Below are 19,416 nucleotides of genomic sequence, written 5' to 3'. Positions count from 1 at the left end.
CCGCGATGCGGTACCACGGTGCCCGCGAACGCTGCGGTAACACGCCCGGCCCCATCGCGGCGGGACGCCGCTCCCACGGAGTCGCTGCGCGACTTTTACGGTAAAGCATCGACCGCCAGTGGCCAGAACGATGACCAAGGGCTCAACCGGCCTTGATCATGGTGACGGCCACGACCCTGACCAGTTCCGAATTCTGTTCATGTAGGGGCGACTTTAGTCGCCCCTACAGTCCCCTACAGCCCCCTGCGGATCTTGCCGCACCCGCACAACAGACAGGAGGTCGAGGCGTCAGTCGAGCGCCGCGCCGCCGCCCGCTAAAGCGTCGACCTCCGGTCGCGTCACCCCGGTCCTCGGTGGTTGATCCCGCGTGGTAAGAGGTTCTTCGGAAATCATCGAAGGCAATTCCCAGGAAGAAGCATCCCAACTGCGCATGCTTGCAAGATTCCGTAGGGGGGTTTAGGGGCGACTAAAGTCGCCCCTACACGTTGGTACATCTTTTCCCGGAAATCACCCTGGCCGATCGACATCGCATCTGGGTCGCCCTGGTCCGGCTGAATAAGCCTCGATTTCCAGTGTGCAACGCCCGGTCGTCGGCCGGAACGATGATCAAGGCCCGCAGGCCGCATGCGGTCTGTTCAGCGTGACGGGTGAGCCTTAGTGCTTAAGCTGGGGCAGGCGCGTTCATCACCCCCTGACGCCGCCGCGGGGCCAGGTGCAACGTCACATGCAGCCGCCCCTGATGGCAGGTGGGACACGGGTAACCGTCAAAGGGTGCCGCGGCCTACGGTGCGCTGGCGGGTTCCGGTGCCGGGGCAGCGAGCGCCGTGCGGATCAGCGCCAGACAGCGCGCCCGGCAGCGGTTCGCCAGGAAGCCGACATGCCGCACCCGCATAAAGCCCCTTAGACGGATGTCGATGCTGGGCAGGTCGCGTTGCCGGCCGGGAAATGGCAACGGCCCTACCTCACCACCGTCAACCGCGCCGCCCTCGGCCGCTCGGTCTCCGTCGTCGCGGCGGGTGTCATCGCCGGCAAGGTGCCGCGCTGGTAGGAGACCGTCACCGCCTCATTCCCGAGCAATCGCCGCAGTTGTTTCAACAGGGCATCGCGCGGCTGCACCCGCCACGCCTCCCCGCACAACAGCCGGCCGCCGACGCCGGGGCGGCGGTAGTCGATGACCACGCGCAGGTCGCCGCCGCGAAAGGGCTCCAGAATAGCCTGGACCTGGGCGACCAGGGCGAGGCCGCGGGCATGCGCCGCCGGGTCGGCGAGGTCGAGCGTCAGCGCCAGGTGGTCGGCCTGGGATTCGCGTGCCTGTTCGAAGGTGCGCAGGTCATCGGCGCGCAGGGTCCAGGCGCCGCGGAAGTCGTCGAAGTTCAGTGAACCGGTGACGGTGATGAGCTGGTCCGGCACCAGCAGGTTGCGCGCCTGCTCATAGAGGTCGGAGAAGACCGTGACTTCCATGCGCCCGGTGCGGTCGTCGAGGAGCACCGATCCCATGCGTCCGCGCGGCGTCTTGCTGTGGCGCACGCTGACCACCAGCCCGGCGATGCTGCGGCGGTCACGCTCGCGGCGCTTGCTGTCCCAGCGCTCGGTCTCGGCCGGGTCGCGCTCGGTCTCCAACAGGCGGGCGATGCGGTTGGTGGTGCCGACCATGGCGTCGATCTCGGCGGCATAGCGGTCGATGGGATGCCCGGTCAGATAGAGCCCCAGGGTCTCGCGCTCACCCGCCAGGCGCTGCTCCTCGTCCCAATCCTCGCGGGTGTCCGCCGCGATCTGCGGGTCCGGGGCGGGAGCTGGCGCCGCCGCACCGCCGGGCATCCCGAAGAGATCACCGAAGAGATCGCCCTGCCCCGCCGCCTGGGTCTCGCGATGCTGCTCGGCGAACTTCAGCGCCAAGGGCAATTGCGCCATCAGGGTGGCCCGGTTGGGGGCGAGCCCGTCCAACGCGCCGGCGCGGATCATGCTCTCCAGCACGCGCCGGTTGGCCTTGTGCAAGTCGATGCGCCGGCAGAATTCCCACAGATCCTTGAAAGGCCCGCCGGTGCGGCGTGCCTCCAGCATGGCCTCGATGGCGGACTCACCCACCCCCTTGATGGCACCCAGGCCATAGATCACGGTGCCGCCGTCGGCGATGGTGAAGCGATATTCGGAGGCGTTGACCGCCGGGGATTCGACTTTGAGCCCCATGGCCCGACACTCCTCGATCAAGGTCACCACCTTGTCGGTGTTGTCCATGTCCGCCGAGAGTACGGCCGCCATGAAGGCGGCCGGATAATGGGCCTTGAGCCACAGTGTCTGATAGGAGACCAGGGCATAGGCGGCGCTGTGTGACTTGTTGAAGCCGTAGCCGGCGAACTTCTCCATCAGGTCGAAAATGTGCGCCGCCACCGCGCCGTCCACACCACGCTTCTCCGCACCTTCCTGGAAGAAGGCACGCTGTTTGGCCATTTCCTCGGCCTTCTTCTTGCCCATGGCGCGGCGCAGCAGATCGGCCCCGCCGAGCGAGTAGCCGGCCAGGACCTGGGCGATCTGCATCACCTGCTCCTGGTAGAGGATGACGCCGTAGGTGGGCTGGAGGATGGGCGCCAAATCCGGATGGGGATAAGCGACCTCGGCACGACCGTGCTTGCGGTTGATGAAGTCGTCGACCATGCCCGACTGCAGCGGTCCGGGCCGGAACAGCGCGACCAGCGCGGTGATTTCCTCGAAACAGTCCGGCTGGAGTTTCTTGATCAACTCCTTCATGCCGCGCGATTCAAGCTGGAAGACGGCGGTGGTCTCGCAGCGTTTGAGCAGGGCGAAGGCGGTTTGATCGGCCGGGTCGAGGCCGTCGATATCCAGCGGTTCGGTGCCGGCCGGCCGGCGCGCGTTGATCGTCTTGAGCGCCCAATCGATGATGGTGAGGGTGCGCAGCCCCAGGAAGTCGAACTTGACCAGACCGGCCGCCTCCACGTCGTCCTTGTCGAACTGGGTGACCAGATTGTCGCCGCCGGGCTCGCAGTAGAGCGCGGAGAAGTCGGTCAGCTTGGTCGGCGCGATGACCACGCCGCCGGCGTGCTTGCCGGCGTTGCGGGTGAGCCCCTCCAGCTTGCGCCCCATGTCGATCAGGGTGCGTACCTCCTCGTCGTCCTCATAGGCGGCCTTCAAGTCGTCGCTGTCGGTCAGCGCCTTGTCCAGGGTCATGCCCAACTCGAAGGGCACCATCTTGGCCACCCGGTCGACGAAGCCGTAGGGGTGTCCCATAACCCGGCCGACATCACGCACCACCGCCTTGGCGGCCATGGTGCCAAAGGTGATGATCTGCGAGACCGCCTCGCGGCCGTAACGCTCGGCCACATAGTCGATCACCCGATCGCGGCCTTCCATACAGAAGTCCACGTCGAAGTCCGGCATGGACACCCGCTCGGGATTCAGAAAACGCTCGAACAGCAGATCGTGATAGATCGGGTCCAGATCGGTGATCCCCAGCGCATAGGCGACCAGCGAGCCGGCACCGGAACCGCGGCCGGGGCCGACCGGGATGCCGTTGGCCCGCGCCCAGGCGATGAAGTCGGCGACGATCAGGAAGTAACCGGGGAAGCCCATCTGGCAGATGACGCCGAGCTCCAGATCGAGCCGCGCGGCGTAGATCCGGCGACGCTCGTCCGGATCGGGCGCGCCCGCCAGGATGCCGCGCGCGAAACGGCGCTCCAGCCCCTGGCGGGCCTCGGCGTGGAAGTGTTCATCGACGGTCATGCCCGCCGGCACCGGGAAGTCCGGCAGGTAGTTCTTGCCGAGTTCCAGTTCCAGATTGCAGCGCTTGGCGATCTCGACCGAGTTCTCCAGCGCCTCGGGGCAGTCGGCGAACAGCTCCACCATCTCCGCGGGGGTGCGCAGGTATTGCTCCTCGCTGTAGATGCGCGGCCGGCGCGGATCGTCCAGGGTGCGGCCCTCGTGGATGCAGACCCGCACCTCATGGGCCTCAAAGTCCTCACGGGCGAGAAAGCGCACATCGTTGGTCGCCACCACCGGCACGCCCTTGGCCAGCGCCAAGTCGACCGACAGTTCGATCAACTCGGCCTCCTGCTCGCGGCCGGTGCGGATCAGTTCCAGGTAATAACGGTCGCCGAAGATCGCGAGCCAGTCATCCAGCAGGAACTCGGCCACCCCCCGGTTGCCGGCCAGCAGAGCCTGAGCCACGTCACCGCCGGGACCGCCGGACAACGCGATCAACCCCTGCGGCGCCGCCGCGATCCAACCCCGCTCCACCTGCGGCACGCCAAGATGCTGCCCCTCCACATAGGCGCGCGAGATCAGCCGCGTCAGGTTGCCGTACCCCTGCTTATCCTGGACCAGCAGCACCAGCCGGTGCGGCTTGTTGGCGTCCGTCGGATTCTTCACCCACAAATCCGCCCCGGCGATCAGCTTGACCCCGGCCACCAAGGCCGCCTTGTAGGAGCGCACCAGGGCGAACAGATTACACTGATCGGTCACCGCGACCGCCGGCATCCCCCCGGCGCGCAGCGCCTTGACCAGCGGCTTGACGCCCACCAGTCCGTCGACCAGTGAATACTCGGTGTGCAGGTGCAGGTGAACGAAGCGGGGTTCCATGGCGAGCTCGACTGCTTGAAAATAACGCGGGTCGGACGGGGTTCGGGCGTGCGAGTCTACCAACCTCCCGGCACCGGCGCGGACTCTTCTCGTGGTCGATTTCTAGTGCGTTGTTTTCCTGTGCAAGCGCGGACAGCCGGCTACGACGCTATCAAGAATCAAACGCCGTAGGAGCCCGCTTGCGGGCGACGTGACCTGCCGGAATCGAGCCATTGTGCCCCCACCCGTCGCCCGCACGCGGGCTCCTACGATCCGACCGAGGACGATGGCAGCGACCACATCAGCGCGTAGGATGGGCATCGCTCTCGCTCTGCCCATCCTACCGAAAGGTCTGGCCCCAACAAACCACATCACTTCTGATCACACCCGGGGCATCCCAGCCCAGTCCCGGCGACCGCTGTTCTATGCGATCATCCCGCACCATAGCGAAACTGCCCAGATCGACCGGCGCACCCCGCGCAGGAGCCCCCCATGACCCCGGAAGCCAAGGCACGCCAGCGGATCGAACAGCGCCTGATCGATGCCGGCTGGGTGATACAGGACTTCAAGGACATCGATCTGGGCGCGGCGCGCGGCGTGGCCGTTCGCGAGTATCCAACCGACACCGGCCCCGCCGACTATGTGCTCTTCATCGATCGCGAACCGGTCGGCATCATCGAGGCCAAGCGCGATCAGGCCGGCGAGCACCTGACCGCCGTTGAGGAACAGACGCTGCGCTATGCCGCCGCCACCCTGAAATGGTGCGGCCAGACCGCCCTGCTGCCCTTCCTGTTTGAAGGCACCGGGGCCATCACCCGCTTCACCGACACCCGCGACCCCGCCCCGCGCTCACGTGAAATCTTCCACTTTTTCCGTCCCGAGCAACTGGCCGCCTGGCGCGACCAGCCAGACACCCTGCGCTATCGACTGGTCCATGCCCTCCCCGCCCTGCTGACGGCGTATTTGCGCGCCTGTCAGGTCGTCGCCGTCACCGGCCTAGAGCACTCGCTCGCCCGCAACTTTCCGCGCGCCCTGATCCACATGGCGACCGGCGCGGGGAAGACCTTCACCGCCATCACCGCCATCTACCGCCTGCTCAAATTCGCCGGTGCCAAGCGCGTGTTGTTTCTGGTCGATACCCGCAATCTGGGCCAGCAGGCCCACCAGGAGTTCATGGCCTACACGCCGCCGGACGACGCGCGCACCTTCACCGAACTCTACACTGTCCAGCGCCTCGCCGGCAGCACCATCGACCCGCAGGCGCAGGTGGTCATCAGCACCATTCAGCGGCTGTATTCCGTGCTGTCGGGCGAACCGATCGACGCATCCGCTGAGGACATCTCACTCAACGAGGTACAGCAGACCGCGACCCAGGCCAAGCAGGTCCGTTACTGTCCGGCCGTTCCGGTCGAGACCTTCGATTTCATCATCATCGACGAATGCCACCGCTCCATCTACAACGTCTGGAAGCAGGTGCTCGATTATTTCGATGCCTTTCTGATTGGTCTCACCGCCACGCCGGACAAACGCACCTTCGGCTTCTTTAACGAGAACATCGTCGCCGAATACACCTATGAACAGTCGGTCGTCGACGGGATCAACGTCGGCTATGACGTCTATGAAATCGAGACCGAGGTCACCCGCAAGGGCGCCGAACTGAAGGCCAAGGCCTGGGTCGACCATCGGGAACGCCTGACGCGCGCGAAGCGCTGGGCGCAGACGCAGGAAGACCGGCCTTATACCGGCAAGGAGTTGGATCGCTCAGTCGTCAACGCGAGCCAAATCCGCAAGGTCATTCAGGCGATGAAGACCGCGGTGGAGACCCGCATCTTCCCCACCCGTCAGGAGACGCCAAAGACCCTGATCTTCGCCAAGACCGACAGCCATGCCGAGGATATCGTGCAGTGCGTGCGCGAGGTCTACGGCCAAGGCAACGCCTTCTGCAAAAAGGTGACCTACAAGGCCGAGGAGGACCCCCAAAGCACCCTGTCCAGCTTCCGCAATGACTTCAATCCGCGGATTGCCGTCACCGTCGACATGATCGCCACCGGCACCGATGTGAAGCCGCTGGAGGTCCTGCTCTTTATGCGCGACGTGCGCTCCCGCGGCTACTACGAGCAGATGAAGGGCCGCGGCGTGCGCAGCCTGAGCCACGATGGTCTGCGGCGGGTGAGCAACAGCGCCGACAGTGCCAAGACCCGCTTTGTGCTGATCGATGCGGTGGGCGTGGAACGTTCGCTCAAGACCGACAGTCGCCCACTGGAGCGCAAGCCCGATGTGCCGCTCAAGGATCTGCTGCAAGGCGTCGCCATCGGTCACCGGGATGACGACACCATCCTGAGTCTCGCCAACCGCTTGGTGCGCCTGAGCAAACAGTTGGACGCCAAGGCCCAGGCGCGGGTGGAGCAGGTCTCCGGCGGCCTGTCAGTGGCTGACCTGGCCAAGGCACTCATCGCCGCATTGAACCCGGATCGGATCGTCGAGGCCGCGCTCGCCACGGCTGAGGCCAAGGGCATCACGCGCTCTGAAGACACCCTCACCGCGCAAGAGATCGCCGCCGCCCGTGCCGAGCACGTGGCCGCCGCCTGTGCCCCATTCGATAAGCCCGAACTGCGCCGGGTCATCGAATCGGCGCGGCGCGAGCATGAACAACTGATCGATCACATCAACCTCGATCAGGTCACCTTCTCGGGCTACGGCGCGCAGGCGCAGGATCAGGCGCGCCGCGTCATCCAGTGCTTCGCCGACACCATCGCCCAACACAAGGACGAAATCGCCGCGCTCGCCTTCTTCTACCAGCAGCCCTACCAGCGCCGCGCACTCACGCTCGACCTGATCGAGGAACTGCACGACCACCTCAGCCGGCCGCCGCTGATGCTGACCACCGAGCGTCTGTGGAGCGCCTATGCCCGGGTCCAAACGGCGCAGGTCAAAGGTGCGGACACCCGGCGCCAGTTGACCGACCTGATCGCCCTGGTCCGTTTCGCCATCGGGCTGGACACTGAACTGCGGCCGTTCCGGGAGCAGGTCGACAAGCGCTTTCAAGAATGGATCTTCCGGCACAATGCCCAGCGGAAGACCGCCTTCACCCCGGAGCAGACTGACTGGCTGCGGCTGATGAAGGAACATATCGCGGCGAGCTGCACGATCGGGCGCGATGACTTCGATTATGCCGAGTTTGCGGACAAGGGCGGGCTGCAGAAGGTGTGGGGGCTGTTCGGCCCGGCATTGGATGGGCTGATGGATGAGATGAATCGGGAGTTGGTGGCGTGAAGTTGACTTTAATTCACTCTGGCTCCCACGCTCCAGCGTGGGAGCAAGTCCCGACGCTCCAGCGTCGCGTACCAAAACGGGCCGCTGGAGCGGCCGGATCGCATTCCCACGCTGGAGCGTGGGAACGAGAAGAAATTAATAAGGAACTCGCCGCGTGAGTACGATGTTCCATGAGGAATCGTTCCTGCATTACCCTTTGCCTCTTTCATCGCTCCCGCGGGGATGGGAATACGTATCATTAGCTGACATTGCAATAGATGTTAATCCAGGATTTGCGAGTGGGGAACACAACTCAAACGGGTCCGGAATTCCGCACCTGCGACCAATGAACATAGATCGCAATGGCAAGATCAACGTCAGCATCATCAAGTCCGTTGCCGCAACACGAGGCAGAGTTCTTACAGCCGGGGACGTGCTATTCAATAACACGAACTCTCCCGAACTTGTTGGCAAGACCGCTCTGATCTCGCTGCGCGAGCAGGGCTACGCTTTCTCCAATCATATGACGCGCTTACGCCTTGAGCGACACGTTGAAACAGCATTTGTGGCTCATCAATTACATTTTTTTTGGATGTCGGGCTACTCAAGACATCGCTGCACCAATCATGTTAATCAAGCCAGTATCTCGTCAAATACGCTCATAAGCACCATCCCACTAGTCCTCCCACCCGCAAAAGAGCAACGGCGAATCGTCGAGAAACTCGAAGAGATCCTTTCCGATCTCGACATCGGCGTGACCGAATTGACGGCCGCGCGGAAAAAGCTGGAGCAATACCGACAGTCACTGCTGAAGGCTGCTGTGGATGGTACGCTGACGGCGTCATGGCGCGAAGTCCAGCTTCAACAACAGAGCGAACCGGAAGAGACCGGCGCCCAGTTGCTCGAACGCATCCTCACCGGACGCCGTGCCCGCTGGGAAGCCAAGCAACTCGCCAAGTTCGCCGAACGTGGCAGGACTCCGCCCAAAGGTTGGCAGTCCAAATACCCGGAGCCCATCCGGCCAGACATCGCCAATCTGAGCAAATTGCCGGAACGATGGGTATGGGCAAGTTTGGATCAGTTGACGGAGTTCATCACAACCGGCTCACGCGGATGGGCAGATTACTACGCAAGTGATGGCGCACTGTTCATACGCTCTCAGAACATCAATAAAGACCGGCTTGATCTTTCGGACGTGGCCTTTGTTAATCCACCTTGTAATAGCGAAGGAGCACGCACCCGAGTGAAACAGGATGACCTATTATTGACAGTGACAGGGGCCAATGTCGGTAAGGCTGCGCGCGTCGATGTCGAACTTGAGGAGGCATATGTCAGTCAGCATGTTGCACTGATGCGACCGATGGACGCCGCCTTGAGCGGCTATTTGCATCTATTTCTTACCGCTGTAGGCGGTGGCCGCGGCCAACTGGAAAAAGACGCATACGGCGCCGGAAAGCCGGGGCTCAATCTACAGCAGTTAGGAGCCGTTGCGATCCCGATACCGGCGCGAGAGGAGGTCGGCGCACTCATGGACGTTGTGTCGTTGCAGCTCAGCGCCGCCACTCAACAAGAGCAGTCAGTCGGTTTTACGCTCAAGCGCGCCGCCGCCCAACGCCAAAACATCCTCAAAGCTGCCTTCTCCGGCCAACTGGTCCCGCAAGACCCCAACGACGAACCCGCAAGCGTGCTACTGGAGCGCATCCGCGCCGAGCGAGCCGCCGCGGGCGCGGATGTCGGTAAGCGGGGGACGCGAAACCCGAGGACAGTCATGAAGCGATCCAAACCTGTTGTCCCGGCGTCCTCTGCTCCAACCTCGGCGGCGGGCGATGTACGGCGCTGCGATTGTCTCGGCACTATCGAGACCATTGACCCTTAGAAAAGCAGTTCTCACACAAAGACACAAAGAACACAAAGATATTCAACGCGACAGGTCGATTGAGCAGGTCACCAGCGCGGCGATCGGCCTGACGTTTTCAGTGATCTGTTTTTCTTTGTGTTCTTTGTGTCTTTGTGTGAGCAACTGTCGAATTTAGGTTTAATACTGATGTACAGTCGCAATGAGTAAACCCAACGACTACACGGAACTACTGGCCGAGATCAAGGCCCGCATCCAGACCGCGCAGACCCGTGCGGTCTTGGCGGCTAACAGCGAGTTGATCCGGCTCTATTGGCAGATCGGCGAACAACTGACCGCGCGGCAGGCGCGCGAGGGCTGGGGTGCCGGCGTCATCCCGCGGCTCGCCCGTGACCTGCACAACGAGTTACCGGAACTCAAGGGCTTCTCAGAGCGCAACCTGAAGCTGATGGCGCAGTTTTTTCGTGCCTATCCGGCACTCTTTGCCGACCACGCGCCGATTGGGCAACCGGCGGTTGCCCAATTACCTTGGGCACACAACGTGCTGCTGATGCAGACGGTGAAAGACGAGCGGGTGCGAAACTGGTATGTCGGCCAGGCAGTGGCCGAGGGTTGGAGCCGCAACGTGCTGAAGTTGCAGATCGCCAGCCAAGCGCATCGACGGCAGGGCAACGCGGTCACAAATTTCGCCGCCCGGCTGCCGGCGCCGCAGTCGGATCTGGTGCAGCAAGCGCTGAAGGACCCTTACATCTTCGACTTCCTGACGCTGCAAGCCGGCTTCCAGGAGCGGGAGTTGGAGACCTCATTGGTGCGGCACCTGGAGAAGTTCCTGATCGAGCTCGGCCGGGGCTTCGCCTTTGTCGGTCGGCAATACCATGTCACGGTGGGCGAGAGTGATTTTTATATCGACCTGCTGTTTTATCACCTGAAGCTGCGCTGCTATCTGGTGATCGATCTCAAGCGCGGCGACTTCAAGCCGGAATATGCCGGCAAGCTCAATTTCTACTGCAATGTCGTCGATGACACGCTGCGCCATGCCACGGATGCGCCGACCATCGGTCTGATCCTGTGTCAGGGCAAAGACCGGGTGCTGGCCGAATACGCACTGCGCGGCATCGACAAACCGCTGGGCATCGCGAGTTATGAGCTGATGCGCGCCTTGCCGCAATCGCTGCAAAGCGCGCTGCCGAGTATCGAGTCGCTCGAAGCCGAGTTGGCGGACGCACTGAATGGCTCCGAGCCTAGCGCGGATAAGGACAGCGAATGAATGCCTCCTCCCTCATTCAGAAAGTCTGGAATTTTTGCCACACGCTGCGCGATGACGGTGTGGGCTATGGCGACTATCTGGAACAGCTCACCTACCTGCTATTCCTGAAGCTGGCGCATGAGTATGCGCAGCCGCCCTATGACCGTGAGACCCATATCCCCAAGGGCTATGACTGGGCGAGCCTGCGTTCCAGGACCGGCGAGCCGCTGGAGCGGCATTATCTCACCCTGCTGCACCGGCTCGGCCAGGGGACCGGGATGCTCGGCGCGATCTTCTTCAAGGCACAGAACAAGATCCAGGACCCGGCCAAGCTCTCGCGGCTGGTCCAGCTCATCGACGCGGAAGACTGGATCAGCCTGGATGCGGACACCAAGGGCGACCTCTACGAAGGCCTGCTGCAGAAGAACGCGGAGGACACCAAGAGCGGTGCCGGCCAGTATTTCACGCCCCGGCCCTTGATTCAGGCGATGGTGGAGTGCGTGCGCCCGGAGCCGCTGCGGACCATCGCGGACCCGGCCTGCGGCACCGGCGGGTTCTTTCTGGGTGCCTATGCCTGGCTCACCCGGCCGGGACAGACGCTGGATCGGCGGCAAAAGGAGTTCCTGCGGCGCAAGACCTTCTCGGGCAATGAGATCGTGCCGAGCGCGCGGCGGCTGTGTCTGATGAACCTGTTCCTGCACAACATCGGCGACCTGGACGACGAGCCGACGGTGGACCGCACCGATGCGCTGATTGCCGACGCTGGCGAGCGCTTCGACTATGTGCTCGCCAATCCGCCCTTCGGCAAAAAGAGCAGCATGACCATCACCAACGCGGAGGGTGAGGAGGACCGGGACGCGCTTACGTATGAGCGGCAGGATTTCTGGGAGACCACGTCGAACAAACAGCTCAATTTCCTACAGCACATCGTGACCATTCTCAAGGACAGCGGCCGGGCCGCGGTGGTGCTGCCGGACAATGTCCTGTTCGAGGGCGGCGCGGGCGAGCGCATCCGCCGCCGTTTGCTTGAGACCTGCGAGGTGCATACCCTGCTGCGGCTGCCGACCGGAATCTTCTATGCCAACGGCGTGAAGGCGAATGTGCTGTTCTTCGACAATCGGCCAAAGGATGGCAGAGTCCATACCCAGGGTCTGTGGATCTACGACTTGCGCACCAACCAACACTTCACGCTCAAGACCCGGCCGCTCAAGCCGGACGATCTGCGTGATTTCATCACCAGCTATCATCCCGAGAACCGGTTCGACCGGACCGAAACCGAGCGCTTCAAATACTACCCCTATGCCGATCTGATCACGCGCGACAAGGCGAGTCTCGACCTCTTCTGGCTCAAGGACGACGCGCTCGACTCGCTGGATGACCTGCCGTCGCCGCAGGTCTTGCAGCAAGAGATCATCGATCACCTGGAAGCCGCCCTGACGGCCTTTCGCGATGTGGCCGCCGGGTTGGCGAAATGACCGGATGAATCGGTTATCTCAACGTGCTCACACTCAGCCTCCGGTTCACGGCGATCCGCTATCCGCTATCCGCCACCGGTCGCCCCGCCTGGCGCCACTCCGGCAGTCCGTCCTCCAGGCGACGGGCGCGAAATCCAGCCGCGCGCAGCCGGGCGACTGCCTCAAAGGACAGGACGCACCAAGGCCCCCGGCAATAGGCGACGATCTCGCGATCGCGCGGGAGGTCGCTCAACTGCGCCTCCAACTGGTCGAGCGGGACGTTCAGCGCACCGACGACATGGCCCTGGGCGAACTCCTCGGCGGGGCGGACATCGACGACCGTCGCCAGTCCGTCGCGCACCCGCTCCAGCAACTCGTCGGCCCGGACCGGCTCCAGGTCGTCGCGCCGCTTGAGATAGCTCGCGAGCAGTTCAGCGACCGCGCGGCTGCGGGTCTCGGCGAGCACCCGCAGCGCCGCGACCGCGTCCAGGACCCGATCGTCCGCCAGGCCGTAGCGGATATGCTTCCCGTCGCGGCGCGCCTGCGCCAGACCGGCAGTCTTGAGCTGTTGCAGGTGTTTGGAGGTATTGGCCACGCTGAGTCCGGCCACCCGCGCCAGATCCTCGACGCTGCGCTCGCCCTGGGCCAGGAAATCCAGCAGCTCCAGCCGCGCCCCGCTGCCCAGGGCGCGGGCGATGATGGCGAGCTGCTCGAAGAGGGCCTGTTTGGGCTCGGTGGGGTTGGCCATGATGTCGGTCGATTCGAGAGTCTGGTCGTGATTCAACCCAAGGGTTGAGCGGATCAGTACGAGCCATCAGTATAGGGAGGCTGTCAGCCAACGGGTAGCTGACCTCGGCGGTGCCAGCAGTTCAAAATCTGGGTAGCCGCCGCCAACAGCGTGTCGGCGGCGAGGCTGATGGTGGATGCGCTGCGCTTATCCACCCTACGAAACCGGTTCCGCTGTAGGGTGGATAAGGCGCGCCGCTCGGTGTCAGGAACCCGGCACGGCGGTCGCGCGCGCCGCATCCACCAGGGGTCGCGATGCCGCCCAAATTTGGAATTGCTGCGCCGGTCTCCTTTTTTATTCCACTGGCGACCCTTGAACCATGCGCGATCCGCTGCCCCACCTGCGACCGACCGACTTCCCGTCCCTGTCCAGAACCCGGCCGCAGACCTTGCAGGTCAATCTGGGCAGGCTCTGCAATCAGCAATGCCTGCACTGCCATGTCGCGGCCGGGCCGAATCGTCCGGAGGTCATGAACCGGACGACGCTGGAGCTGGTCATGGCCACGCTGGAACGCCTGCCCTTCCAGACCCTGGATCTGACCGGCGGTGCCCCGGAACTCAACCCCGGCTTCCGCGATCTGGTGCGACAGGCCCGCCGTCTGGGGCTGCGCGTGCTGGATCGCTGCAACCTCACGGTCCTGGCCGAACCCGGTCAGGAGGATCTGGCCGACTTCCTCGCCGCGCAGGACTGCGCGCTGATCGCCTCACTCCCCTGCTATCTGGAGATCCATGTCGACGCCCAGCGGGGCCACGGGGTCTTCGCCGCCAGCCTGGCGGGGCTGCGTCGCCTGAACGCGCTCGGGTACGGCGTGCCCGGCAGCGGGCTGGTCCTGGACCTGGTCTACAACCCCCAGGGTCCCGACCTGCCGCCGCCGCAGGCGATACTGGAGGAGGACTATCGGCGCGTGCTGCTCGCCGAGCATGGCCTGCACTTCAACCGGCTGCTGACCCTGGCCAACCTGCCGGTTGGCCGCTTCGGCAGCCTGCTGCTCTCCAAGGGGCAACTCCAGGACTATGTCGCGCGGCTGCGCGGCGCGCACCGCGCCGAGAATCTGCCGACGGTCATGTGCCGGGAGCTGATCAGCGTGGACTGGCAGGGTTATCTCTATGACTGCGACTTCAATCAGATGCTCGGACTGCCGCTGGCGGCGGGTGCCGGCCACGCCCATCTGCGCGACCTGGCCGCGCTCATCCTCGAAGGCGCACCCATTGCGGTCGCCGGTCACTGCTACGGCTGCACCGCCGGGCAAGGGTCGAGCTGCGGCGGCGCCTTGACCGGCATGACGTGACGCGGCGCCCCATGCGGCTTTCCATCATCATCCCGACCCTGAACGAAGCGGACCACATCGGCGCCCTGCTCGCCGACCTGGCCCCGGCGCGCGCGGCCGGACATGCGCTGATCCTGGTCGACGGCGGCAGCGAGGACGCGACCCCGACGCTGGCCGCCTCCGGAGTCGACCGGGTGCTGCGCGCGCCGCGTGGCCGGGCCGCGCAGATGAATGCCGGGGCGCAAGCGGCCACGGGGGAGTTCCTCTGGTTCCTGCACGCCGACACCCGCAGTCCGCCCGGCGCGGCCGAGGCGCTGCTCGCGGCCTGCCGGGATGGCGCTTGCTGGGGGCGCTTCGATGTGCGGCTCTCCGGACGTCACCCGCTGCTGCGTCTGGTGGAATGGACGATGAATCGGCGCTCGCGACTCACCGGCATCGCCACCGGCGACCAGGGAATCTTTGTCACCCGTGACGCCTTCGCGCGGGTCGGCGGCTTTCCCGACATCCCCTTGATGGAGGACATCGCCCTGTCGAAACGCCTGCGCCGGATCGCCCGCCCCGCCTGTCTGCGCCCGCTGCTCCTGACCTCCAGCCGACGCTGGGAATCGCGCGGCGTGTTGCGCACCATTCTGCTCATGTGGCGGCTGCGCCTGGCCTTTGCCCTGGGTGCCGATCCCGCCCGACTGGCGCGACGCTATGACGGCTGAGGCCCCGCCCGGCGGCGCACTGATCGTCTTCGCCCGCGAGCCCGTTCCGGGACAGGTCAAGACCCGCCTGATCCCGGCCCTGGGCGCGGCCGGGGCAACACGGCTCTACCGCCATCTGCTCGACATCGCCCTGCGGGCGGCGGGCGCGACGCCCACGGCAAGCCGACGGCTCTGGTGCGCCGGGGCACCGCCCGATGGTGGACGCTGCGCCCGCCTGGCGCATCAACACGGCCTGACCTGGCGCCATCAACCCGCGGGGGATCTCGGGGCACGCATGGCGGCGGCCCTGACCGCAACGCTCGCCGAAAACGACCGCGCAATCCTGATCGGGAGCGACTGCCCGGACTACAGCCCGGACTATCTCACCGCCGCCTTCGCCGCCCTGGAAAGGTGCGACGCCGTGCTCGGACCGGCGGCGGATGGCGGCTATGTGTTGATCGGGCTGCGCCGTCCGGCGCCCGAACTCTTCGCCGGTATCCACTGGAGCACCGGCACCGTCCTGGAAGAAACGCGCACCGCATTGCAGCGGCTGGGGCTAACCTGGACCGAGTTGCCGACCCTGCGCGACCTCGACCGCCCGGACGACCTCGCGGACTTCCCCCATTTACTGAACGCCTACCGCCGCCTGGACTAACCTTATGCTGACCTGGATCGACCGCCTGCCGCTCGTCACGTTCGTCGTCATCGCCCTGACCCTCGGCCTCGCCCCCTTCGTCCCCGAGCCGCACCTCTGGGAGAAGCTCAAACTGCTGGCCGCCGGCAACCTGGTCCGGCCGATCGACCTATTCGACCTCCTGCTGCATGGGCTGCCCTGGGTGCTGTTACTCGTAAAACTGGGCCGGCTCGCCGGCCGGCGCCGCGCATGAGCAGTTCGACCGGCCTGCTGTTCGCCTATAGCCTTCGTACCTGATTTCATGGAGCCCTTTGGGCTGTCGGCCACGGCCCTGGCACAGCAACTTGAGTCTCACTCTCTCAGCAACCCGTCGCCATGGCCTGGAGCTGGCTCCAGCTCAGAAAGAGTCGGTAGTTGTGGCCAGGCAGCGGGCGAAAGTCCCAACGCCGGTAAAACGTCAGCGCCTGGTCGTCGATGCAGTCAAGGATCACAGCAACAAAGGGGAAGGTCTGACCGGCGTTGAAGCTATCGTTAAGGGCCTGGACGAGCAGGCGGCGCCCATGGCCCTGGCCCTGATCGCTGTCGCGAACGCCAAGCCAGGCAAGGACGGCAACCGGTAGATTGCGCCGCGGCAAGCGTCGGCAGAGTTCCGGCGGCAAGTCGGTAAAGTCGACTTGCGCGGTCGCGAGCGTATAGAACCCGGCAATGGTGCCGACCGGATCGATCAGGACCTTGGTCGCCGACAGGTGCTTGTCCTGGTTCTGCAGCGCCTTGTTCGCCAGCCAATCATCAACCTGCGCCTGGCCGCTGTGGAACGCCGACCTCGGGTGATCCCGCCGCAGTGGTTCGATACGGTACCCGGGAGAGCAGCGGACGGCGCTCATTCCCCGCGCATCAGTACACCGAGTGCCTGCTGCGCCGCGGTGAGTGCGGTCGGTTCTTGTAGCGCTTCCCAGAACGCCCGCTGCTCGGCCGGCGTCAACGCAATAACCTGCTGCTCCGCAGCCTGGATTTCGCGACGGGCTTGGGCGACCACGACCGAGCGGACGTACTCGCTAACGCTGACATGGCGCAGTTCCGCCGCGCGCGTGACGAACAGTTTGCTGTCCGGATCGAGACGGACCATGAGGCTGGTGGACGCGTTGGCCATCAAAGGAGTCCCCGAGCTGATGCTGGATAGTGGAAAATGTATAGCACTGTGCAATACGTTGCAAGGATACCGGTTCGGCCTGGCCCTGGTCGCGCTGACCGCCCTGATGGTCTGGAAGCTACCGCCGTGGCTCGTCGTGCTGGGCAGCGGCGCGGCGGCTTGGCTGCTCGGTGTCACGTTCTAAAGTGTGAGTATCACCGACCACGACCTCGACAGGTCATGGTCCCAACGGTGCACGACGCCCCGCATTGCCTGGCCAGGTGGCCAGCTCAGAACACACGTGGGCAAGAACACAGGCATAACGAGTAAGGCTGGAGACCAATGACATGAACCCGATCCCGACAAACCCTCAGCCCCATCTACTGTTCGTCTACAACGCCGACAGCGGTCTCTTCAACACCCTGGCGGACATCGGTCACAAGATCTTCTCCCCGGCGACTTACCCCTGCGCGCTCTGCGCCATCACCCACGGCGTGCTCGCCGAGCGCGCCGAATGGCGCACCTTCGTTCAATCACTGGGCGTGACCTGCGAATTCCTGCACCGCGACCAGTTCAGCGCGCAATTTCCAGACGTGCAGGCTGCACTTCCCGCCATCTTCCGCCTGCACGCTGGGCGACTCCGGCCGTGCGCCGATGCGATGGCCATTGGCGCCTGCCACCGGCTGGCGGACCTCCAGGCGCTGATCCTTCGGGGCTGCCTGGACGACGCCATGCGGGATGGCAATGGCCCGGCAGATGACATTCAACCATCGAGCTGAGCCGGGCCGCAGCGCAACGCCGACCATACTGTTGTTCGCAGGTTACCCCACTCCGCAATGGGACCAACACTCGATACGGGCGGGTCGCTAGCCCTTACCCGACGGGGACTTACACCCCGCAAGAGACGCCAAGCTTAGCTCGGCGCGATAACGGTCAGCCCAAGGCGGCGCGCGCCACCGCTGAACCCGCAAACCAGCACAACGCCCGTGGCGCGCGCTCGCTCTTTGGCCGAAAGTTAGGCATTCATTTTTTGGTCACAGCGAATACCGTGGTCTGTCCCTGAGGTATCCCCACGAAATAACTTTCTCTATCAGCGAGATAGAGACGCTTTGAATGGCTGGCAGAGGCCCTGACGCTGGGATGCCGCTAACCTACTGAGCTCTCGCTCAAGTTCGTGGGGATACCTCAGGGTCTGTCCCCGGTTTCGCACCGGTTTCGCAGCGAATACCGTGGTCTGTCCCCGGTTTCGTCCAGATTGAGTTTCTTCAGATGGTCATTGACAGTCGCAGCGATAACCTGAATCCCAAACTCAGCTTTTAGGAGTTCGGCCAGAATGTCACAAGTCCAAAGCGGCGTCTCGTACCCAAAATCCTCTGGCGTTTTTTCGACGACCGTGTCTTTCAACCATTGATCCATTTCTTTTGTTACGAGAGGTGGCATTCCCGGGGCTTTCTGTGTTTCCAAACCGTCGTAGCCATCAATGGTGAAGCGGCGTAGCCAATCATAAACAGAACTGCGACTGACTCCTAACACATTGCTTACATCATCAGGATGATAGTTCTTTTCATTGACGGCACAGACAGCAACGTGACGAAAATAGGTCATGACCTCATCTGGAATTTGACGCGCATCAGACATCCAATCCCGTTTCATGATAAACCTCCAACCTCTATTGAGAACTCGGTTACCTCTACATATATGACAATTCAATATGAAAAAAATTCCAGAGAACCAATGATGTGTCCAGATATCACATTAGGGCGCTATAATTCCGCACCATTTTCCCCTTCTGGCTTGATGGTTACGATATATGGCTCATTAGTCATGAACGTTAAGTATTCTTCTGATGGCGAACGGCAAGACCATGCATAGATATCCAGCTTTAAAAGATCCAGGGTTAGATGTAAGCAGATATGCAAGTATTTGCCGAACTCATGCTGATCAAGGGTACCGGCTAGTTTCTGAGCCTCTCTCGGATGTATATTTTTATCAATATGGGACGAAAGTTTATTGCGAAATGTGGAAACAGCGGACTTGTGATCGTGCGGCAATACATCTGAAAAATCTCTCGCGACTGTCTTTACTTGCGACAAATCTGTATCGCTAAGTCTTCCCCTTGTTTCGGAATTGGTTTGGATATCATTTAGCAAGTCATCGTGATTCTTGATAAATGAGTGCAAGGAGGTAACAGCTATTTTCAGCTTTCTTTTTCGCTTGGTAGCGTTCTTGGCTTGAGATGCCAATTCTATTAGCTCTTCCAGATCAAGCATTGATTCGAGACATCTCCAGAGCTTGAAAGCGGGCTTGTTTGACGGAAACCAGTCCTCATTGGCATCCCCATCGTTATCCATCGCATCTACGACCCCTCGCTCGATAGGATCAATGTAGATGGGCATTCCCTTTGGCTCAGATTTGTCTTTCATAAGCTTCTCAGCCGTAGGGACGCGGGTTACCCGGCGCGCAATTCACGCGCAATTCAGGGACAGACCACGGTTTCCGGGCTTCACTCTTACGGAAACCGTGGTCTGTCCCCGGTT

Annotated in this window: 17 protein-coding genes; 10 read left to right on the top strand and 7 right to left on the bottom strand. The window is 63.1% G+C overall.

Annotated elements, in window-relative coordinates:
- Positions 1 to 781: 781 nt before the first annotated feature.
- Together QZY03_RS23030 and dnaE are read right to left on the bottom strand one after the other, a co-directional pair.
- Positions 782 to 952, bottom strand: coding sequence for a hypothetical protein (locus tag QZY03_RS23030; RefSeq protein ID WP_295584968.1), 171 nt, complete (start codon positions 950 to 952; stop codon positions 782 to 784).
- 5 nt (positions 953 to 957) lie between these two features.
- Positions 958 to 4,590: a DNA polymerase III subunit alpha gene (gene dnaE, locus QZY03_RS23025; protein ID WP_295584962.1), complete on the bottom strand. Its 3,633-nt coding sequence runs from the start codon at positions 4,588 to 4,590 to the stop codon at positions 958 to 960.
- Positions 4,591 to 5,061: 471 nt separating this feature from the next.
- Here dnaE and QZY03_RS23020 point away from each other — a divergent pair, with 471 nt between their 5' ends.
- From QZY03_RS23020 to QZY03_RS23005, 4 genes are all read left to right on the top strand, one after another.
- Positions 5,062 to 7,842, top strand: coding sequence for a type I restriction-modification enzyme R subunit C-terminal domain-containing protein (locus QZY03_RS23020; RefSeq protein ID WP_295584961.1), 2,781 nt, complete (start codon positions 5,062 to 5,064; stop codon positions 7,840 to 7,842).
- Between the two features lie 163 nt (positions 7,843 to 8,005).
- Entirely contained in the window at positions 8,006 to 9,697 is a 1,692-nt protein-coding gene (locus QZY03_RS23015; RefSeq protein ID WP_295584964.1) for a restriction endonuclease subunit S, read from the top strand.
- Between the two features lie 181 nt (positions 9,698 to 9,878).
- Positions 9,879 to 10,943 (top strand): PDDEXK nuclease domain-containing protein, encoded by a 1,065-nt coding sequence (locus tag QZY03_RS23010; protein WP_295584959.1) that lies wholly within the window; start codon positions 9,879 to 9,881, stop codon positions 10,941 to 10,943.
- Complete coding sequence (locus QZY03_RS23005; RefSeq protein WP_295584957.1) at positions 10,940 to 12,397, top strand: class I SAM-dependent DNA methyltransferase; 1,458 nt, start codon at positions 10,940 to 10,942, stop codon at positions 12,395 to 12,397. Before QZY03_RS23010 ends, QZY03_RS23005 begins: the two co-directional genes overlap by 4 nt.
- A gap of 58 nt (positions 12,398 to 12,455) precedes the next feature.
- On the opposite strand, the gene QZY03_RS23000 is transcribed toward QZY03_RS23005, so the two are convergent.
- A complete protein-coding gene (locus tag QZY03_RS23000) occupies positions 12,456 to 13,124 on the bottom strand; it encodes a metalloregulator ArsR/SmtB family transcription factor (RefSeq protein WP_295584955.1) in 669 nt (222 codons plus the stop codon).
- A 358-nt stretch (positions 13,125 to 13,482) separates the two neighbouring features.
- Between QZY03_RS23000 and arsS the strand changes: the two genes are divergently transcribed.
- From arsS to QZY03_RS22980, 4 genes are read left to right on the top strand one after another with little or no spacing between them, the layout of a single operon-like run.
- Positions 13,483 to 14,451, top strand: coding sequence for an arsenosugar biosynthesis radical SAM (seleno)protein ArsS (gene arsS, locus QZY03_RS22995; RefSeq protein WP_295584953.1), 969 nt, complete (start codon positions 13,483 to 13,485; stop codon positions 14,449 to 14,451).
- An 11-nt stretch (positions 14,452 to 14,462) separates the two neighbouring features.
- Entirely contained in the window at positions 14,463 to 15,137 is a 675-nt protein-coding gene (locus QZY03_RS22990; protein WP_295584951.1) for a TIGR04283 family arsenosugar biosynthesis glycosyltransferase, read from the top strand.
- Positions 15,127 to 15,771 carry a TIGR04282 family arsenosugar biosynthesis glycosyltransferase gene (locus QZY03_RS22985; protein ID WP_295584950.1) on the top strand — a complete coding sequence of 215 codons (645 nt, stop codon included), beginning with the start codon at positions 15,127 to 15,129 and terminating at the stop codon, positions 15,769 to 15,771. The genes QZY03_RS22990 and QZY03_RS22985 overlap by 11 nt, the downstream gene beginning before the upstream one ends.
- Before the next feature lie 4 nt (positions 15,772 to 15,775).
- The gene (locus QZY03_RS22980) at positions 15,776 to 16,003 is read left to right on the top strand and encodes an RND transporter (protein ID WP_295584948.1); all 228 of its coding nucleotides are present in this window, start codon (positions 15,776 to 15,778) and stop codon (positions 16,001 to 16,003) included.
- Between the two features lie 106 nt (positions 16,004 to 16,109).
- On the opposite strand, the gene QZY03_RS22975 is transcribed toward QZY03_RS22980, so the two are convergent.
- Both QZY03_RS22975 and QZY03_RS22970 read right to left on the bottom strand, forming a co-directional pair.
- A complete protein-coding gene (locus tag QZY03_RS22975) occupies positions 16,110 to 16,634 on the bottom strand; it encodes an N-acetyltransferase (RefSeq protein WP_295584946.1) in 525 nt (174 codons plus the stop codon).
- Positions 16,631 to 16,900 carry a DUF1778 domain-containing protein gene (locus QZY03_RS22970; RefSeq protein WP_295584944.1) on the bottom strand — a complete coding sequence of 90 codons (270 nt, stop codon included), beginning with the start codon at positions 16,898 to 16,900 and terminating at the stop codon, positions 16,631 to 16,633. Before QZY03_RS22970 ends, QZY03_RS22975 begins: the two co-directional genes overlap by 4 nt.
- Here QZY03_RS22970 and QZY03_RS22965 point away from each other — a divergent pair.
- Together QZY03_RS22965 and QZY03_RS22960 are read left to right on the top strand one after the other, a co-directional pair.
- On the top strand, positions 16,893 to 17,084 hold the full coding sequence (locus QZY03_RS22965) for a hypothetical protein (RefSeq protein ID WP_295584966.1): 192 nt from the start codon (positions 16,893 to 16,895) through the stop codon (positions 17,082 to 17,084). The genes QZY03_RS22970 and QZY03_RS22965 overlap by 8 nt on opposite strands.
- Before the next feature lie 142 nt (positions 17,085 to 17,226).
- Positions 17,227 to 17,658 carry a hypothetical protein gene (locus QZY03_RS22960; RefSeq protein ID WP_295584942.1) on the top strand — a complete coding sequence of 144 codons (432 nt, stop codon included), beginning with the start codon at positions 17,227 to 17,229 and terminating at the stop codon, positions 17,656 to 17,658.
- A 406-nt stretch (positions 17,659 to 18,064) separates the two neighbouring features.
- On the opposite strand, the gene QZY03_RS22955 is transcribed toward QZY03_RS22960, so the two are convergent.
- Both QZY03_RS22955 and QZY03_RS22950 read right to left on the bottom strand, forming a co-directional pair.
- Positions 18,065 to 18,532, bottom strand: a complete 468-nt coding sequence (locus QZY03_RS22955) for a helix-turn-helix domain-containing protein (RefSeq protein WP_295584940.1) — start codon at positions 18,530 to 18,532, stop codon at positions 18,065 to 18,067.
- Positions 18,533 to 18,642: 110 nt separating this feature from the next.
- Complete coding sequence (locus QZY03_RS22950; protein WP_295584938.1) at positions 18,643 to 19,302, bottom strand: hypothetical protein; 660 nt, start codon at positions 19,300 to 19,302, stop codon at positions 18,643 to 18,645.
- Positions 19,303 to 19,416 lie beyond the last annotated feature (114 nt).

The sequence above is a fragment of the uncultured Lamprocystis sp. genome (assembly GCF_903933125.1).
Lineage (GTDB): Bacteria > Pseudomonadota > Gammaproteobacteria > Chromatiales > Chromatiaceae > Thiodictyon.
This window is presented reverse-complemented; position numbering and strand designations above follow the sequence as displayed.

Coding starts and splice junctions, on each gene's coding strand:
- dnaE (WP_295584962.1), bottom strand. CDS start 4,590: ATGGAACCCCGCTTCGTTCACCTGCACCTGCACACCGAGTATTCACTG.
- QZY03_RS23020 (WP_295584961.1), top strand. CDS start 5,062: ATGACCCCGGAAGCCAAGGCACGCCAGCGGATCGAACAGCGCCTGATC.
- QZY03_RS23015 (WP_295584964.1), top strand. CDS start 8,006: ATGTTCCATGAGGAATCGTTCCTGCATTACCCTTTGCCTCTTTCATCG.
- QZY03_RS23010 (WP_295584959.1), top strand. CDS start 9,879: ATGAGTAAACCCAACGACTACACGGAACTACTGGCCGAGATCAAGGCC.
- QZY03_RS23005 (WP_295584957.1), top strand. CDS start 10,940: ATGAATGCCTCCTCCCTCATTCAGAAAGTCTGGAATTTTTGCCACACG.
- QZY03_RS23000 (WP_295584955.1), bottom strand. CDS start 13,124: ATGGCCAACCCCACCGAGCCCAAACAGGCCCTCTTCGAGCAGCTCGCC.
- arsS (WP_295584953.1), top strand. CDS start 13,483: ATGCGCGATCCGCTGCCCCACCTGCGACCGACCGACTTCCCGTCCCTG.
- QZY03_RS22990 (WP_295584951.1), top strand. CDS start 14,463: ATGCGGCTTTCCATCATCATCCCGACCCTGAACGAAGCGGACCACATC.
- QZY03_RS22985 (WP_295584950.1), top strand. CDS start 15,127: ATGACGGCTGAGGCCCCGCCCGGCGGCGCACTGATCGTCTTCGCCCGC.
- QZY03_RS22980 (WP_295584948.1), top strand. CDS start 15,776: ATGCTGACCTGGATCGACCGCCTGCCGCTCGTCACGTTCGTCGTCATC.
- QZY03_RS22975 (WP_295584946.1), bottom strand. CDS start 16,634: ATGAGCGCCGTCCGCTGCTCTCCCGGGTACCGTATCGAACCACTGCGG.
- QZY03_RS22970 (WP_295584944.1), bottom strand. CDS start 16,900: ATGGCCAACGCGTCCACCAGCCTCATGGTCCGTCTCGATCCGGACAGC.
- QZY03_RS22960 (WP_295584942.1), top strand. CDS start 17,227: ATGAACCCGATCCCGACAAACCCTCAGCCCCATCTACTGTTCGTCTAC.
- QZY03_RS22955 (WP_295584940.1), bottom strand. CDS start 18,532: ATGAAACGGGATTGGATGTCTGATGCGCGTCAAATTCCAGATGAGGTC.
- QZY03_RS22950 (WP_295584938.1), bottom strand. CDS start 19,302: ATGAAAGACAAATCTGAGCCAAAGGGAATGCCCATCTACATTGATCCT.